The sequence below is a fragment of the Ideonella sp. genome (assembly GCF_041914305.1).
Lineage (GTDB): Bacteria > Pseudomonadota > Gammaproteobacteria > Burkholderiales > Burkholderiaceae_C > Ideonella.
Genome location: NZ_JAYSDQ010000015.1, coordinates 188,028 through 204,445, shown reverse-complemented (window position 1 = coordinate 204,445; position 16,418 = coordinate 188,028). Strand labels below are relative to the sequence as shown.

The following is a 16,418-nucleotide window of genomic DNA, read 5'->3' as shown; positions in this document are numbered from 1 at the left end:
GCACTTCAGCCCCTCGCCAAGCACAACCGCGGGCGATTTATGCAGACGTTCCCTAGGCGTGCCTCACCACGCCTTCGAGCTTGTAGTCGGACGATGACCCGGCGAACGGCCCAATCGTGAGTCGAAGGTACCCCTCGGCATTTGAAGCACGTATGGATTTCCCGGCCGCAGAGTCGGCGTACACCGCAGAGCCGAACACGCGGCCATGCAGCACATGCTGTCCCTGCTTGTCGCCGATGGTCAAGGCGAACAGCGCCGCAACATAGTCGTTGAAGACAATCCGCGTGTCTATCTCGACGCTGAAGCCGTTGCCTCCTGTGGCGCGGTGACTGCAGAAGGGAATGCCGCCGGGGACGAAGCCCATGTTGCCGGAGAAGGGCATCGGCATGGGCGACTGGCCCGAGTAATACTGCTTCGCCAGGCTTCGCCCACTCGACGAGTCGAGTGCATGCGCGAGGTAGTCGATCTCGACGGCGGAGCCGAGTCTGTATCCAGCCGGCAGCGCGACACCAGCCCCTTCTCTCAGGCGGTCGCCTTTGATCTCCACCCGGATGGTCGATGGGTTGTCCTGGACGGCCACGGGCGTGGCCGTCTTCAGGAAGTAGTTGCCCCCGCCGATGCACCCGCCGAGCATCTGCACGCCAGCGATCCCAGTTCCGACATTCTGGAACCAATTGGCATCGATCACGACGGCGCGGTGCGCCACCGCTTTCATGAAATCGATGGCCACTCCCGGGATCTCTTCGAAATAGCAGCTTTGGATACTGATCGGATTCACTTCTCCGGTGAATCGGATGCCGTCGCCGCAATTCTCTGCAGAGCACCCGACGATCTGCTGACCGTTGACGCCGCCGGAAAACTCGAAGCCCAGCGCGCGCCCGATCACCCGGACATTCGCTATGTCGCAGATGTTGGTGAAGTCCTTGAAATAGTAGGCAGCGTTCTTGGCGCCTTTCGCCCCGCCGCGCGAAGTCAGGTCGTTGTAGCTTGAGTAGAACGGCCGCTCGGAATAGATCGCGTAGGCGCAATCCCGGAAACGCATGTTGCGGATCGCGGAGTTCTCATTGAAGTTGAACAGGTTGAATGCCCGCTCGCAGTTCGCGATGGTTCCATTTGAAACACGGGCTCCGATCACGCGATGGGATTCATTCTGAGTGCCGATGTTCGACACCACGCTTCCATCCTTGAGGAAGCCGGACTCGAAGATGACACCGTCTCCTGCGCCATCTAGCGTTGCGCCGCACAAGTCGATCACGACACCCGACGGCAAATAGATCGGTCGGCGGATCGTGTAGACGCGAGGAGGAACGAGCAACACTCCGCCGCCTCGTTGGGCCAACTGCAGCACGGCAGCATTGAAGGCTCCGGCGTCGTCGCTGACTGTCGCGCCAGCTGGCTGGAACGCAGCCAAGTCCAACAAGGGAGAGGCCGGTCGATCCTTGGTCTCCCCCGCACCCGGCGCAGCCGCAGCGGCCTGGGATCCCGCGAGGACGGTCGGGGTAAGAACGAGGGAACCAATGAGTCCGCGGCGAGAGGTGCTGGTCGGCGAATGGGTCATGACATCTCCTGCAGGGCGTCTGGGGCAATGCGATGGGAACAGAGCATAGGCGAGCGGCGCGCACTCCAACATCTATCTGGTGACTGAAAACTCCGGCACCGCCTGCTTCAACCAGGACCGAACCTCGTGCTCGTCCAGGACTCTCCAAACCGCGACAGCCTCCTTACGCAACCAGGCCAGATCGGATGCAGGCTTCAGTTTCGCTACGCGCAACCGCTTGTTTGAAGTTGGCTGAGTCTGTTCCACATCCACCAAGAGCTCTTCATAAAGCTTTTCGCCAGGCCTCAGCCCGGTGATCCTGATCTCGATCTCGCTGGCACTGCGCCCCGCCAACTTGATCATCGTCCGCGCCAGATCGACGATCTTCACCGGCTCGCCCATGTCGAGGACCAGCACCTGCCCGGATTCGCCGATCGCCGCCGCTTGCAGCACCAGGCGAGAAGCCTCGGGGATGGTCATGAAGTAGCGAATGATGTCCGGGTGGGTCACGGTGACCGGCCCGCCCTTGGCGATCTGCTCCTTGAACTTCGGGATCACGCTGCCCGACGAGCCGAGCACGTTGCCGAAACGCACCGCCATGAAGCGTGTGCCGGGGTGTTCGGCTGCCAATGCCGAAACCACCAATTCGGCGGCACGCTTGGTGGCGCCCATCACGTTGGTCGGATTGACGGCCTTGTCGGTGCTGATCAGCACGAAGCGTTCGGCGTTCACCTCGGCTGCGGCCAGCGCCGTGTGGTAAGTGCCGAGTGTGTTGTTGCGCAGCGCGGCCCACGCGTTGTGTTCTTCTTCCATCAGCGGCACATGCTTGAACGCCGCGGCGTGGAAGACGACTTGGGGCTTCCATTGCTGGAACACACTGCGCAGGTGCGCCAGGTCCTTCACATCGCCGATCAGGCGCACCAGTTCGAGCGTCGGAAAGCGCTCACCCAGGTCTTGCTCGATCGAGTAGAGGTTGAACTCGGACAGTTCATACAACACCAACTGGGCCGGGTGGAACCGGGCAACCTGTCGGCACAGCTCGCTGCCGATCGAGCCCCCGGCACCGGTGATCAGCACGGTCTTGCCGGCCAGGGTCTCGGCGATGCCGGCTTCGTCCAACTGCACCGGCTCACGCCCCAGCAAATCTTCCGCCTCGATATCACGCACCCGGTCGACCGTGCCGTCGCCGCTGCGCAGTTCCTCGGCCGAGGGCACGGTCAGCACCGGCAGGCCAACGGCGCCGGCCAGTTCCACCGCGCGCCGGCGCTGCGCCGCGCTGGCCGAGGGCAGCGCGATGATCAGGTGGGTGGCCGCGCCGCGCACGCCTTTGTCGCGCACGGCTTCGAGCGGGCCCAGCACGGGCACGCCGGCGATGCGTGCGCCCTGCTTGGCGGGATCGTCGTCGAGCAGGCCGAGCACGATCCAGCCTTGCTGGTGGATGCCGGCGAGCAGCCGCTTGGCCGCCTCGCCGGCGCCGAGCACCAGTGCGCGCCGGACCTCGGCGTCACCGCCGGTGATGCGGGACCGCGAGTGCTCGTACAGCATGCGGTAGGCAATGCGCACCACGCACACCGCCATCAGTGTGACGATCGGGTGCAGCGCCAGCACCGCGCGCGGCACCTGCACCAGTTGCAAGCCCATCACACCCACCGCGCTGACCAGGCCTGCGCCAAGGCAGGCCAGCGTCAGGCGCTTGACCTCGCCGAAGCCCGAGAAGCGCCACATGCTCTGCGGCACCTTGGCCACGACGAAGGCCAGCAGGTAGACCACGACCACGCCGAGCAGCACCCAGGCGTCGTAGCTCGGACGCGCACTCAGCCAACGCTCGAAACCCAGGCGGAACAGGTAGGTCGCGTTCCACGCCAGCATGATCATCGTGGCGTCGACGATCAACGACAGCGGCTCGCGGTGCGGTCGCAGCCGGGCCAGAAAGCGATCGAGCCGATGCCAGGCGGTCGGCACAGGGGGGGTCGATGGGGTCATCGCGTCAACAACACCGCCAGCGACCGGGCCACCACCCGCAAGTCGGTCCACAGGTTGGCGCGCGCCGCATAGTCGGCCGCCAGGGCCAGCTTTCGCGGCAGGATGACCTCGACATACTCGCGCTCGGGGTCGGCGGCGGCGGCCAACTGCGTCGCCTCGCCACGAAAGGCCAGCGACGCCGGGTCGGTGATGCCCGGCCGCACGGCCAGCACCTGCTCACGCATCGCCGCCGGGTACATCGCGACATAGCGCGGCACCTCGGGCCGGGGCCCGACCAGGCTCATGTCGCCGCGCAACACGTCGATCAGCTGCGGCAACTCGTCCAGCCGGTGCGCGCGCAGCCAGCGGCCGACGCGGGTCACTCGGGCATCGGCGCCGACGGTCAGCTGCCCCCCGACACGCTCGGCGTCTGCCCGCATCGTGCGGAACTTGTGGATGCGAAATGTCCGGCCGAAGCGGCCAACGCGCTCTTGGCGAAAGAACACCGGCCCGGCCGAGTCGAGCTTGATCCACAGCGCCAGCAGCAGGCCCGGCAGCAGCAGCAGCGCCAGGCCGATCAGCGACGCGAGGATGTCGAACAGGCGTTTGGCCATGAACAGCAGCAGCACGGCCGTCAGCCGACCAGCGCGCGCTTCAACGACGCGGCCACGCGCGCCACGTCGGCATCCGTCATGCGGGTGTACAGCGGCAGGCTCAGCATGCGCTCGAAGGCACGCTGGCTGTGCGGGAAGTCTTCGTCGCGCAGGGCATAGCGTTCGCGCCAGTAGGGGTGCCGGTGCAGCGGGATGTAGTGCACGCTGCAGCCGATGCCGTCGGCATACAGCTGCTCGATCAGTGCGTCGCGGCCGATGCGCGCGTCGTCAGCCAAGCGCACGACGTACAGGTGCCAGGCGTGCTGGTCGCCGGCTTCAGGCTCCGGCGGCAACAGCAACGGCAGCCCGGCCAGCGCTTCGCGGTACGCCGCCGCCAGCTCGACGCGCCGCTGCTGGAACGCGTTGGCCCGCGCCAGCTGGTGCAGCCCCAGCGCCGCGGCGATGTCAGTCAGGTTGTACTTGAAACCCGGCGCAACGATCTCGTAATGCCAGCTCGGCACCTTGGCGGTGAAGCGGTCGAAGGCGTCGCGGCTCATGCCGTGCAGCCGCATCACGCGGGCCCGCTCGGCCAATGCCGCGTCGCGCGTGACCAGCATGCCGCCCTCGCCGGTGGTGATGGTCTTGTTGGCGTAGAAGCTGAAGACGGTGGCGTCGCTTGGCAGCGTGCCGACGAGCTGGCCGCGGTGCGTGGTGGGCAAGGCATGGGCGGCGTCTTCGACCACCTTCAAGCCATGGCGCCGGGCGATGGCCAGGATCGCCGTCATGTCGGCCGACAGGCCGGCGTAGTGGACCGGGATGACGCACTTGCTGCGCGGCGTGATGGCCGCTTCCATGGCGGCGGGGTCGATGTTCAGCGTCGCCGGGTCGATGTCGACCAGCTTCACATCCGCGCCGAGGTAGCGCGCCACCTCGGCGGTCGCGGTGAAGGTGTGGGTGGTCGTTATGACCTCGTCGCCCGGGCCAACGCCCACGGCTTCGAGCGCCAGGTGCAGCCCGGCGGTGGCCGAGTTGACCGCGATCGACTGCAGCGATGGGTCACCAAGGTACTGGGTGAACGCGGCCTCGAAGCGGCGCGCCTTCGGGCCGGTCGTGACCCAGCCTGAGCGCAGCGTGTCGACCACCTCGGCGATCTCGGCCTCGCCGATCTCGGGCAAGGCAAACGGCAGGAACGGAAGGTCGGGAGAGCTCATGCTTGTTTGTCGATCCAGGCCAGCAGGTGCGTGCGCAACAGCGGCAGCGTATTGAAAACGGTGTACAGCGACGGGTGCACCCGCGCCACACGGCGGGCCAGCGGCGGCGCCAGCGTGATGCGCTGGTGCTGCACCCGCCCCTGCGGGAACAGCTGCCGCAGCCGCGCCAGCGGCACCCCGCGCACCGCGCGGTTGTGCGGATTGTCCACCGTGAAGTCATACCAGAGCACCACCCCACCCGGCCGGACCCAGCGCCACATCGCGTCGGCCAGCCGCTGCTGGGCGGCATCGTCGAGCAGCGACGAGAACACCGTGGCCTGCAGCACCAGGTCCTGGCTGGCTGGCACCACGGGCGCGGCCACGGCGTCACCCGGCCACAAGGCCACCGCCTCGGGCAGGCAGGCGCGCGCCATCGCCAGTCGCTCGGGCAAGAGCTCGCAGCCGGTCAGGTGGCCCGCGGTGAAGCCGGCGCGCAGGAACTCGAGCAGGTTGCCGCCGGCGCCGCAGCCCACCTCGGTCAAGGTCAAGGCCGCCGGGTCGTGCCAGCCACGCCGCGCCAGGCCCTGCAGGATCGCGCGCTGGCGCTCGTGCACCAGCTGCCAGACATCGGGCTGCAGCAGGCTGTAGCGGTCTGGCGCAGCGCTCACGGCCGAGTGCCCTTCGCCACGGCACAAGCCTCGAGAAAGCGCTCGGCCAGCACCGGATAGCTGTGTTCGGCCCGCACGAAGGCGCGGCCCCGCTCGCCCATCGCGCGGCGCAGCGCGGCCGGCAGCGCCAGCAATCGCCGCACCCCGGCGGCCACTGCGGCGGGCGACTCCGGCGCCACCGTCAGGCCGCAGCCGCTCTCGGCGACCGGGTCGTTGCCCGCCTGCACCGCATGCAGCACCACGCAGCCGGCCATCATGTAGTCCATCAGCTTGTTCGGTGCGATGCCGAAGCGGTAGATGGGCACGCGCTGCCAGCCGATGTAGGCGATGTCGACCGCCGCCAGGAAGGCCGGCACCTGCGCCTTCGGGATCGGCGGCAGCCTGTGCACATGCACCAGCTGCTCGGTGCCGATGCGCTGCACCAGCCGCTCGCGCTCATGGCCATCGCCGACCATCACGATCGTCAGCGGCAGGTCGCGCAGCAGCGCGGCGGCACCCAGCAGGTCATCCAGCGCATTGGGCAAGCCCATCGAGCCGGCGTAGCCCAACACCGCGTGGCCGGCCGCGCGGGCAGTGGCCAGCGTGGCGGCCACGTCCGGCCGCAGGGCGGCGGGCTCGCCCTGCCAGTCGTCGGGCGAGATGCCGTTCGGCACGATGTGCAGCTTGGCCAGGTTCAGCCCGCGCGAGGCCATGTGCGCATGCACCTTGGGCAGCATCGAGACCACCACGTCGGCCTCGCGGTAGGCCGTCTTCTCGGCCCAGCCACACAGCAGCGCGAACGGGTGATTCGGCGACATGCCCGACAGCTCGATCGGCGACAGCGGCCACAGGTCGTGCACCTCGAACACCAGCACCGCACCGGCACGGCGGGCGATGCGGCGCGCGACCCAGATGTCCATCGGGTAGGTGCTGGACGCGATCACCACGTCGGGCTTGAACTCGGCCACCAGCGCCGGCGCACGAGACCACACCCGGCCCAGGAAGGCGGCGATGTTCTTGACCCGGCCCAGGCCATTGCCCTGGTAGCGCGGCGACGGCACCCAGTCGTACTCGATGCCGTCGATCAGCTCGCGCCCCGGCGTGGGCTGCTGCGCCCGCACATGCGAAAAGGTGGCCGCGACCATGCGCACACGGTGCCCCATGCGCACCCACTCGCGCGCGAGGTAGTACGGGCGGTACTCCATGCCCAATGCCGGGCTGCCCGCATAGTGGTTGAGGTACAGGATGTTCACCGTGCGGCCCCGGCGTTGCTCAGCGCTTCGAGCCGCTTCACATAGGCCGCCACGCTGGCCGGGAACATCGCATGCACGCCGACCCAGGCCCGCAGCGCCGCCGCCACCTCGTCGGCGCGTTCGGCCAGCGGTGCCAGCCGCTGCCGGCCCAGCACCTCGCCGTCGGCCAGGATCAGGCCGTTGCGGCCGTCTTGCACCAGCTCGCGGTTGGCGGGCAGGTCCGACAGGATCGGGATGCAGCCATGGCCCATCGCCTCGAGCACCGAGACCGAGACCGAGTCGCTGGCGGGCAGGCTCAGGTACCAGCGCGCGCGGCGGTACCAGCCGGCTTGCGTGGCCGCATCCAGGCGGCCGACGAAGCGCACGCGGCCGGCCAGGTCCGGTGCCTGCGCGCGCGCTTCGAGCGAGGGGCGCAGCGCGCCGTCGTTGGCGACCACGAGTTGCGCGTCGGGCCACGCGGCGGCGATCGCGGCGAAGTTGTCGAGCACGCGGTCGGGCCGGTAGATGGCCTCCAGCCCGCGGTTGGCAAAGAACAGCGCCGCGTCCTTGTCGGTCGAGGCGGCGGGCAGGCTCTCGAGCCCGAACGGGAAGACCATCACCTCGCCGGCACCGAGCGCACGCATGCGCTCGGCCATGTAGACCGAATCGCTGGTCGCCAGCGTGCAGGCGGTCAGCACCCGGCGGGTGACGAAACGCATGGCCGCGCTGCGCTGCGGGGCGACGAGGATGTCCGAGCCCCAGGCCGACCCGGCGATGCGCGCCTTCACCCGGCCGACCCGCGTGGCCAGCCAGGCCAGCGTGCCGTGGGAGCTCAGGTAGTGCGGCGCCAGCCAGTCGGGCTCGATCTCGCGCAGCCAGCGCGAGACCTCGGGCAGGTGCCGCAGCAGGCCGACGTTGCCACCGGCGAAATCCGGCTGGGTGCACAACGCGAGCCGGCGGTCCAGCGGCATCAGCGTGTTGAAGCCGATGTCGAAGCCACGGCTAGAGATCGCCCACAGGTCGACCCTGCCCTGCAGCGCCCGCGCCCACTTCAGCAGATGCGGGCTGTTGCCGTCACCGATCAACACCAGCCGGATCATGGGGCCTTCGTCTCGGCGGCCCACGCGTCGTACAGCGGCTGCAGCGCCGGGTATTGCTGCAGCAGACGCTGGTCGGTGCGGCGTGTGTCGCCGACGATGCGTGCCGGCCGGCCCTCGAGGATCGCGAAATCTGGGTACTCGCCACGCACGAAGCTGCCGGCGCAGACCAGCGTGCCGCGGCCCAGCCGGGTGTTGGCTTCGATCAGCGAATGCGGGCCGATGAACGAAAAGGCGCCGATGTGGATCGGGCCGGCGATCCAGCCCGGGCGTTCACGGTTCGCGGGCCAATTGACATAGCCCTCACCCAACAGCCGCTGCGTGCGGTGCGAGGCGTGCGTGACCAGGCTGCAGTGGCTGGTGATCTGCACACCGTCGCCGATCGTGACACCGCCGCTGGCCTCGATGAAGTTGAACGGGCCGATGTAGACATGGTCACCCAGCGTCAACCGGTCTTCGTGCTCGATGCAGCAGGCCGGCGAGATGCGGGTGTGGGCCAGCGCACGGCCTTGCGAGCGCTCGCCGAAGACGATGCGGTACAGCAGCACGCGGGCCAGGCGGCGGCGCCAGCGGTTCAAGGTTGCACGCAAGGTGGTCGTCACCGGGCGGATTGTTCCACCGCTTCGGCGCTGCCCTGCGTGCCCACCGGCCAGGTGGCCAGGCGCCAGAAGTAGGTGCCGAAATAGACCAGCATCGCCGCCGACACGGCCCAGCCGCCCCCCGCCAAGCCGCCCCAGGCCAGGCCGGCGGCCAGCGCGGCCACGAAGGCCAGTTGGCCCACCAACGCGAGCTTCAACGCCCAGCGTTGCGCCTGCCAGGCCATCGTCACCACCGCCAGCGGGCTGGCGACGAAATGCAGGCCGATGTAGAGCGCCAGCGCGCGGGCCAGCTCACCGGCTGGCCGCCAGGCGGGGCCGAATAGCCACTCGAACGCCCACGGGCCGAGTACCCACAAGCCCAGCACCAGGGGCAAGGCGACCAGCGCCAGCAGCCCCATCAGGCGGCGCACTGCCTGGCGCGACGCCGGGGTCGCGCCCGGGCCGGCCTGCGTCAGCTGCGGGTACAGCGCCTGCGACACCGCGCTGCCGACCAGCGTGGCCGGCGCCTTCAGGTAGCGCAGCGCCAGGCCCCAGAAGCCGGCTTCGGCCGAGCCCAGCCAGGCCGAGATCAGCGCCACCGCCAGCGTGTCCTGCAAGGCCCCGGCGAACGCGTGCGGTGTGTTCAGCAGCGGAAAGTCCTTGTAGCGGCGCGCCACATCGCCCAGCCGCGGCTGATCGGCCGGGCCGTGTGCGAGCGGCATGCGCAGCCACACGGCGGCGGCCAAGGCCGCCACGATCGGCCCGCCGATCAGGCCTGCCAAGCCCAGCCCGGCCACACCAGCCAGCGCCTGCACTCCCGCGCCGCCGCCATGCTGCAGCACACGCGCACCGGCCAGGGCCCGAAACCGCTGCGCCCGATTGGCCCAAAGCGTGGCCAGCGACACCCCGCCCAACGCCGCCACCGCCACCGGCAGCGCCAGCGGGTAGCCCACGCCGCGGCGCCAGGCCCAGGCGGCACCGAACACGGTGCACAGCAAGGTGGCACCGACCAGCAAACGCAACGACAAGCGGCGCAGCGCATGGGCCTCGGCGTCTTCGGTGACCATCGGCAGCGCGAACTCGTACCGCGCGCAAGCCACCACCGCCAGGTTGGCGGCGATCGCGGCGAAGAGGTGGAAATGACCGAACTCGTCGGGCGTGTACAGCCGCGTCAGCCAGGGGCCCAGCAGCAGCGGCAGCACCTGCGCCAACGCCCCGCCCGCCAGCAACGTGAGGCTGGCACGCAGCAGGCCGCCGGCAGCGGGTGGCGCAGGGGCCTGCATGCGGCTCGGCGCGACGGCGCTCAGGCCACCAGCGGGCGGCGGCCGACGGCCGCAGCGAGCGCATCGACCACGCGGTCCTGGTCGGCCTCGCTCAGGTCGGCGCTCATCGGCAGGCTCAGCACCCGCCCCGCCAAGCGCTCGGACACCGGGCAACCGCCGGCCGGCGCAAAGGCAGCGTAGGCCGGCTGCTGGTGCAGCGGCCGGGGGTAATGCACCGCCGTGGGCACGCCGGCCTCTTGCATGGCCTGCTGCACGCGCGCCCGCTCGTCGACCATCACCGTGTACTGCGCCCAGACGCAATCGCGCCCCGGCCGCACGGCCAGGCGGTCAAGGTTCAGCCCATCGAGCAGCCGGTCATAGCGCTCGCCCAGCTCGGCGCGGCGCGCCAGCTCCCAGCCCAGCCGCGGCAGCTTGGCCAGCAGCACCGCGCATTGCAGCGTGTCCATGCGGCCACCCACGCCGACGCGCGTGTGGGTGTAGCGCGCACTCTGGCCGTGGATGCGGATCTCGCGCGCCGCCTGGGCCAGCGCAGCGTCGTTCGTGAACATCGCGCCGCCGTCGCCGTAACAGCCCAGCGGCTTGCTGGGGAAGAAGCTGGTGCAACCCCAAGTCGACAGCGCCCCACTCTCGCGCCCGTGCAGCGTGGCGCCGAAACTCTGCGCCGCATCCTCGATCACGGCCAACCCGTGTCGTTCGGCAATGGCGTTGATCGCCGCCATGTCGGCCACCTGGCCATACAGGCTGACGGGCATGATGGCTTTGGTGCGTGGCGTGACCCCCGCCTCGATCAGCGCCGCGTCGATCAACGCCGTGTCCGGCTCGACATCGACGAACACCGGCCGCGCGCCCAGCAGCACGATCACCTCGGCCGTGGCGGCAAAGCTGAACGGCGTCGTGATCACCTCGTCGCCCGGGCCGATGCCCAGCGTCATCAGCGCGATCAGCAAGGCCTCGGTGCCGCTGGCCACCGTCACGCAATGGGCGGCACCGGTGCGCTCGGCCAGCGCCGCCTCCAGCTGCGCCACCTCGGGCCCGAGGATGTACTGGCCGTGGTCCAGCACACGCTGGATCGCCGCATCGATCTCGGGCTTCAGCGCCGCGTACTGCGTCTTCAGGTCGATGAACTGCATCAGGCGCCAGCCCCCACGAAAGTCACTTGCTCACCGTCCAACCGATAGCGCTCGCCAGTGGCGGGGCAACGCGCGTCGCCGGCCGCGTCGAAGGCCAACCGCTCGCCATGCCGGCTCATCCAGCCGATGCGGCGCGCCGGCACGCCGGCCATCAGCGCATGGGCAGGCACGTCCTTGGTCACCACCGCGCCGGCGCCGACGAAGGCGTATTCGCCCACCGTCACGCCGCAGACGATCGTCGCGTTGGCACCCAGCGTCGCCCCGCGCTGCACCAGCGTGCGACGGTACTCGCTCTTGCGGGGCACCGCGGCACGTGGGTTGTGCACGTTGGTGAAGACCACGCTCGGGCCGCAGAACACCTCGTCTTCGAGCGTGACCGCGTCGTAGACCGACACGTTGTTCTGGATCTTCACGCCACGGCCGATCAGCACGTCGTTGCCGACGAACACGTTCTGGCCCAGCGAGCAGCCCGCCCCGATGCGCGCGCCGGCGCAGACGTGGCTGAAATGCCAGACATGCGTGCCCTCGCCGATCTGCGCCCCGTCGTCGACGATCGCACTGGGGTGGATGGTGACGCTCATCGCGGCCTCAACCGGCCAGCCGACGCACGAAGGGGTGGGCATCGGCTGTCGCCGCCTGTACCCGCGCCGCGCGGATCACATCGACCGTCTCGATGCAGTGGCGCGCATCGGCCAGGCCGTAGCCTCGCCCGGCCAGGATCTCGCGGTAGCTGACCGTGTGCAGGTCGGTGAAGCCTTCGGAGAACTCGAGCTGCTCACCCGAGATGTCGATGTTGCGAAAGGTCGTCTTCTTGCCTTTGACCTCGTCCGGCAGGTCGTTGGCATCGATCGACAGGAACCAGCGCACCCGCGCCCGTTCGTACTCGAGGTAGCCCGCAGCCTTGGCCTCGCCGCTGAAGTGCACGACGTTGGCCTGCAGCTGGCCGAAGACGAAGTGCAGCATGTCGAAGAAGTGCACGCCGATGTTGGTGGCCACGCCGAACGACTTGCGCGGGTCGCCCTTCCAGCTCTCGGCGTACCACTTGCCGCGCGAGGTGATGTAGGTCAGCTCGACATCGAACTTGGTGTCGGCGGGCGCCGCCGCCGCCTTCTCGCGCAGCTGGAGGATCGCGTCGTGGTGGCGCAACTGCAGGATGTTGAAGACGCGCTTGCCCGTCTCCTGCTCGACCCGCGCCAGTTCGTCCAGCAGCCCCGGCGTGGGCACCAGCGGCTTCTCGCAGATCACGTCGGCCCCCAGGCGCAGGCCGGCAGCGATATGGGCGTGGTGCAGGTAATTCGGGCTGCAGACCGCCACATAGTTCAGCGCGGCTTCAGGCGCACGCCGCAGCACTTGGGCATGCTCGTAGAAGCGCTCGAACTCGGTGAAGAACTCGGCCTGCGGCGCGAGGCTGTCGATGATGCCGACCGAGTCATTGACGTCGTACGCCACCGCCAGCCGGTGGCCGGTGTCGACGATGGCACGCATGTGGCGCGGCGCGATGTAGCCGGCGGCGCCGATCAGGGCGAAGTTTTTCATGTCAGTCACAGGCGAAAGACGCTGGCGCCGGTGGCGGCCAGCGCATCACGCTCATACAGCGCCTTCACATCCGCAATCACCGGCTGGTCGCCACGCACCAGCGCACGCAGCTGCGCCGACGTCATCGCACGGTACTCGCGGTGCGCCACCGCGACCACCAGCGCGTCGAACGGCGCGTCGGCCAGGCTGGCCAGCTCGATGCCGCATTCCTCGCGCACCTCGGCCGCATCGGCATGCGGGTCGACGACGACGACCTGGGTGCCGTGGTCGCGCAGTTCGTTCACCAGGTCGACGACCTTGGAGTTGCGGATGTCGGGACAGTTTTCCTTGAAGGTGATGCCCAGCACGCCAACGCGGCAGCGCGGCACATCGAGCCCGTTTTGCAGCATGCGCTTGATGACGTTGCGGGCGACGTAGCGGCCCATGTTGTCGTTGATGCGCCGGCCCGCCAGGATGACCTGCGGGATGTAGCCCAGTTGCTCGGCCTTGAAGGTCAGGTAGTACGGGTCGACACCGATGCAATGGCCGCCCACCAGGCCCGGGCGGAAGGGCAGGAAGTTCCATTTGGTGGCCGCTGCGGCGATCACCTCGGCGGTGTCGATGCCCATGCGGGCGAAGACCACGCTCAGCTCGTTCATCAACGCGATGTTCAGGTCGCGCTGGGTGTTCTCGATCACCTTGGCGGCTTCGGCCACCTTGATGCTGGGCGCACGGTGCACGCCGGCCGTCACGACCGACGCGTAGACCTCGGCCACCGTGTCCAGCGTGGCGGCGTCGCAGCCGGAGACGATCTTCTTGATGTTCTCGAAGCGGTGTTCGCGGTCACCGGGGTTGATGCGCTCGGGGCTGTAGCCGGTGAAGAAGTCGACGCCGTGCTGCAGGCCCGAGGTGGCTTCGAGCACCGGCACGCAATCGTTTTCGGTCGCGCCGGGGTAGACGGTGGATTCGTAGACGACGATGTCGCCCTTCTTCAAGGCCGCGCCGACGCTGCGCGAGGCCGAGATCAGCGGCGACAGGTCGGGCTTGTTGGCGCTGTCGACAGGGGTCGGCACGGCGACGATGAAGAAGTCCGCCTGGCGCAGGTCGGGCAACTGATCGGTGCAGTGCAGTTGGGCTGCGGCCAGCTCGGCGGGCGCCACCTCGCCGGTGCGGTCGTGGCCGGCGCGCAGCTCGGCGATGCGCTGGGCGCTGATGTCGAAACCGATCGTCGGCGCGCGCTGGCCAAAGGCCACGGCCACGGGCAGGCCGACGTATCCGAGACCGACGACGGCGACTTTGCGGTTCATGGGTGGGTTCGGGCGCCCGGAGGGTGGGCCAAAGCGAAGGATTTTAGGGCGGGGCCCCGACGGGACCTGCGCATGCGCGCCCACCACCTAAAATCGCCCCTCCCTGCCCTGCCGGCACGCATTTTCGACGCGTGCCGGCGCCTCGCGAGCCTTTGCATGAGCCACGACAACACCACCCCGCCGACCGACGACAACCAGCTCATCGCCGAACGCCGCGAGAAACTGGCCGCGCTGCGCGCCCAGGCCCGCGAGCAAGGCCGGGCGGTGTTCCCGAACGACTTCAAGCCGACGCACCACGCGCTCGACCTGCACCACCGCCACGGCCAGGTGCCCAACGAAGAGCTGGAGCCGCAGGGCGTGAAGGTGGTCGTCGCTGGCCGCATGATGCTCAAGCGCGTGATGGGCAAGGCCTGTTTCGCGACGCTGCAGGACTCGTCCGGACGCATCCAGCTGTACGTGACGCAGGACGCCGTCGGCGCCGAGGTGCTGGCCGCCTTCAAGCACTGGGACCTGGGTGACATCCTCGGTTGCGAGGGCACGCTCTTTCGCACCAAGACCGGTGAGCTGTCGGTCAAGGCGACCTCGGTGCGCCTGCTGACCAAGAGCCTGCGCCCGCTGCCGGACAAGTTCCACGGCATGACCGACCAGGAGCAGAAGTACCGCCAGCGCTACGTCGACCTGATCACCGACGATGCGGCCCGCGCCCGCTTCGTGGCGCGCAGCAAGGCCGTCAGCTCGATCCGCAGCTTCATGGTCGAGCACGGGTTTCTCGAGGTCGAGACGCCGATGCTGCACCCGATCCCCGGCGGCGCGAATGCCAAGCCCTTCGTCACGCACCACAACGCGCTCGACCAGGAGATGTTCCTGCGCATCGCGCCCGAGCTGTACCTGAAGCGGCTGATCGTCGGCGGCTTCGAGCGCGTGTTCGAGATCAACCGCAACTTCCGCAACGAAGGCATCTCGGTTCGGCACAACCCCGAATTCACGATGATGGAGTTCTACGCGGCCTACTGGAACCACCACGACCTGATGGACTTCACCGAGGCCGTGTTGCGCCACGCCGCGCGGGCGGCCACCGGCTCGGCCGCGCTGACCTACGCCGGCAAGCCGGTCGAGCTGGACAAGCCGTTCGCCCGCCTGTCGGTGCGTGAATCGCTGGTGGTGCACGCCGGCGTCAGCGAAGCCGAATCGACCGACGCCGCCGCGCTGCACGAAAAGCTGAAGGCCCTGGGCGAAGAACCCCCGGCGCACTGGAAGCTGGCCGAGCTGCAGTTCGGCCTGTTCGAGGCAGTGGTCGAAGAAAAGCTCTGGCAGCCGACCTTCATCATCGACTACCCGGTCGAGGTGAGCCCGCTGGCCCGCGCGTCGGACACGAACCCGGCCATCACCGAGCGTTTCGAGCTGTTCATCACCGGCCGCGAATACGCCAACGGCTTCTCGGAGCTGAACGACGCCGAGGACCAGGCCGCACGCTTCCAGGCCCAGGTGGCGAACAAGGACGCCGGCGACGAAGAGGCGATGTTCTTCGACGCCGACTTCATCCGCGCGCTCGAATACGGCATGCCCCCGACCGGCGGCTGCGGCATCGGCATCGACCGGCTGATGATGCTGCTGACCGACAGCCCGAGCATCCGCGACATCATCCTCTTCCCGGCCTTGCGCCGGGAAGTTTGAGCCGGCCGTCGGCACGGCGCCGCGCGTCCTGAAGCGCCGTGCCTCGCCGCACCGTGAGGCTTGACGCGCCGCAACCCGACCCCGTGCGGACCGGCGATGATGGCGGGCAACATGGCCGCCACGCTGCCCACCGATGATCTCGGCGCCCTCGAGGCGCGGCTGTGGGACGAGCTGGTCACCGCGGCCCGCACCCGCGGCCACGCGTGGCGCACCCCGGTGCTGGCCACCGCTGGCGGCGCCGCCGGCGTGGACGCGCGCGTGGTGGTGCTGCGCGAGGTCGAGGCGCCGACGCGCGAGCTGGTCTTCTTCACCGATGCCCGATCGCCCAAATTGGCGCAGATCGCGGCCCACCCCCAGGCCACGCTGGTGATGTGGTCGGCCGAGCTCGGCTGGCAGCTGCGGCTGGGTGTGCAACTCGGCCTGGAGAACAGCGGCCTGGCCGTGTCGTCGCGCTGGGCGCGGCTGAAGATGACCCCGGCAGCGCAGGACTATCTGTCGCCCTTGCCCCCCGGCACACCGCTGGGCGCCCACCCCGCCCCCGAGCGCGGCTCACGCGAACACTTCGCGGTGGTCACGGCGCAGGTGCGGGTGATGGACTGGCTGGCGCTGGACCCGGCCGGCCATCGCCGCGCCGTCTTCGACGGCCACGGCGCGCGCTGGATTCAACCGTAGC

15 protein-coding genes are annotated in these 16,418 nt (G+C 69.1%); 2 read left to right on the top strand and 13 right to left on the bottom strand.

What is annotated here, in order from left to right; translation table 11 throughout:
- Positions 1 to 52: 52 nt before the first annotated feature.
- From ACE3SG_RS20040 to ACE3SG_RS19980, 13 genes are all read right to left on the bottom strand, one after another.
- On the bottom strand, positions 53 to 1,558 hold the full coding sequence (locus tag ACE3SG_RS20040) for a hypothetical protein (protein WP_374567947.1): 1,506 nt from the start codon (positions 1,556 to 1,558) through the stop codon (positions 53 to 55).
- A 72-nt stretch (positions 1,559 to 1,630) separates the two neighbouring features.
- Entirely contained in the window at positions 1,631 to 3,520 is a 1,890-nt protein-coding gene (locus ACE3SG_RS20035; RefSeq protein WP_374567945.1) for a polysaccharide biosynthesis protein, read from the bottom strand.
- Positions 3,517 to 4,113 carry a sugar transferase gene (locus ACE3SG_RS20030; RefSeq protein WP_374567956.1) on the bottom strand — a complete coding sequence of 199 codons (597 nt, stop codon included), beginning with the start codon at positions 4,111 to 4,113 and terminating at the stop codon, positions 3,517 to 3,519. The genes ACE3SG_RS20035 and ACE3SG_RS20030 overlap by 4 nt, the downstream gene beginning before the upstream one ends.
- Before the next feature lie 20 nt (positions 4,114 to 4,133).
- Complete coding sequence (locus ACE3SG_RS20025; RefSeq protein WP_374567943.1) at positions 4,134 to 5,303, bottom strand: DegT/DnrJ/EryC1/StrS family aminotransferase; 1,170 nt, start codon at positions 5,301 to 5,303, stop codon at positions 4,134 to 4,136.
- Entirely contained in the window at positions 5,300 to 5,950 is a 651-nt protein-coding gene (locus ACE3SG_RS20020) for a class I SAM-dependent methyltransferase (protein WP_374567941.1), read from the bottom strand. The genes ACE3SG_RS20025 and ACE3SG_RS20020 overlap by 4 nt, the downstream gene beginning before the upstream one ends.
- The gene (locus ACE3SG_RS20015; protein ID WP_374567939.1) at positions 5,947 to 7,182 is read right to left on the bottom strand and encodes a glycosyltransferase family 4 protein; all 1,236 of its coding nucleotides are present in this window, start codon (positions 7,180 to 7,182) and stop codon (positions 5,947 to 5,949) included. The genes ACE3SG_RS20020 and ACE3SG_RS20015 overlap by 4 nt, the downstream gene beginning before the upstream one ends.
- On the bottom strand, positions 7,179 to 8,261 hold the full coding sequence (locus ACE3SG_RS20010; protein ID WP_374567937.1) for a glycosyltransferase: 1,083 nt from the start codon (positions 8,259 to 8,261) through the stop codon (positions 7,179 to 7,181). The genes ACE3SG_RS20015 and ACE3SG_RS20010 overlap by 4 nt, the downstream gene beginning before the upstream one ends.
- Entirely contained in the window at positions 8,258 to 8,860 is a 603-nt protein-coding gene (locus ACE3SG_RS20005) for an acyltransferase (RefSeq protein ID WP_374567936.1), read from the bottom strand. Before ACE3SG_RS20005 ends, ACE3SG_RS20010 begins: the two co-directional genes overlap by 4 nt.
- Positions 8,857 to 10,119, bottom strand: coding sequence for a lipopolysaccharide biosynthesis protein (locus ACE3SG_RS20000; protein ID WP_374567934.1), 1,263 nt, complete (start codon positions 10,117 to 10,119; stop codon positions 8,857 to 8,859). Before ACE3SG_RS20000 ends, ACE3SG_RS20005 begins: the two co-directional genes overlap by 4 nt.
- 20 nt (positions 10,120 to 10,139) lie before the next feature.
- Positions 10,140 to 11,249 carry a DegT/DnrJ/EryC1/StrS family aminotransferase gene (locus ACE3SG_RS19995; RefSeq protein WP_374567932.1) on the bottom strand — a complete coding sequence of 370 codons (1,110 nt, stop codon included), beginning with the start codon at positions 11,247 to 11,249 and terminating at the stop codon, positions 10,140 to 10,142.
- Positions 11,249 to 11,830 carry an acyltransferase gene (locus ACE3SG_RS19990; RefSeq protein ID WP_374567931.1) on the bottom strand — a complete coding sequence of 194 codons (582 nt, stop codon included), beginning with the start codon at positions 11,828 to 11,830 and terminating at the stop codon, positions 11,249 to 11,251. Before ACE3SG_RS19990 ends, ACE3SG_RS19995 begins: the two co-directional genes overlap by 1 nt.
- A 7-nt stretch (positions 11,831 to 11,837) precedes the next feature.
- Positions 11,838 to 12,785, bottom strand: a complete 948-nt coding sequence (locus tag ACE3SG_RS19985; protein ID WP_374567930.1) for a Gfo/Idh/MocA family oxidoreductase — start codon at positions 12,783 to 12,785, stop codon at positions 11,838 to 11,840.
- Between the two features lie 5 nt (positions 12,786 to 12,790).
- Positions 12,791 to 14,071 (bottom strand): nucleotide sugar dehydrogenase, encoded by a 1,281-nt coding sequence (locus ACE3SG_RS19980; protein ID WP_374567929.1) that lies wholly within the window; start codon positions 14,069 to 14,071, stop codon positions 12,791 to 12,793.
- Positions 14,072 to 14,227: 156 nt separating this feature from the next.
- Between ACE3SG_RS19980 and lysS the strand changes: the two genes are divergently transcribed.
- Both lysS and ACE3SG_RS19970 read left to right on the top strand, forming a co-directional pair.
- Positions 14,228 to 15,745, top strand: coding sequence for a lysine--tRNA ligase (gene lysS / locus ACE3SG_RS19975; protein ID WP_374567928.1), 1,518 nt, complete (start codon positions 14,228 to 14,230; stop codon positions 15,743 to 15,745).
- A gap of 111 nt (positions 15,746 to 15,856) precedes the next feature.
- Positions 15,857 to 16,417 carry a pyridoxamine 5'-phosphate oxidase family protein gene (locus ACE3SG_RS19970; protein ID WP_374567926.1) on the top strand — a complete coding sequence of 187 codons (561 nt, stop codon included), beginning with the start codon at positions 15,857 to 15,859 and terminating at the stop codon, positions 16,415 to 16,417.
- Position 16,418: the final 1 nt, after the last annotated feature.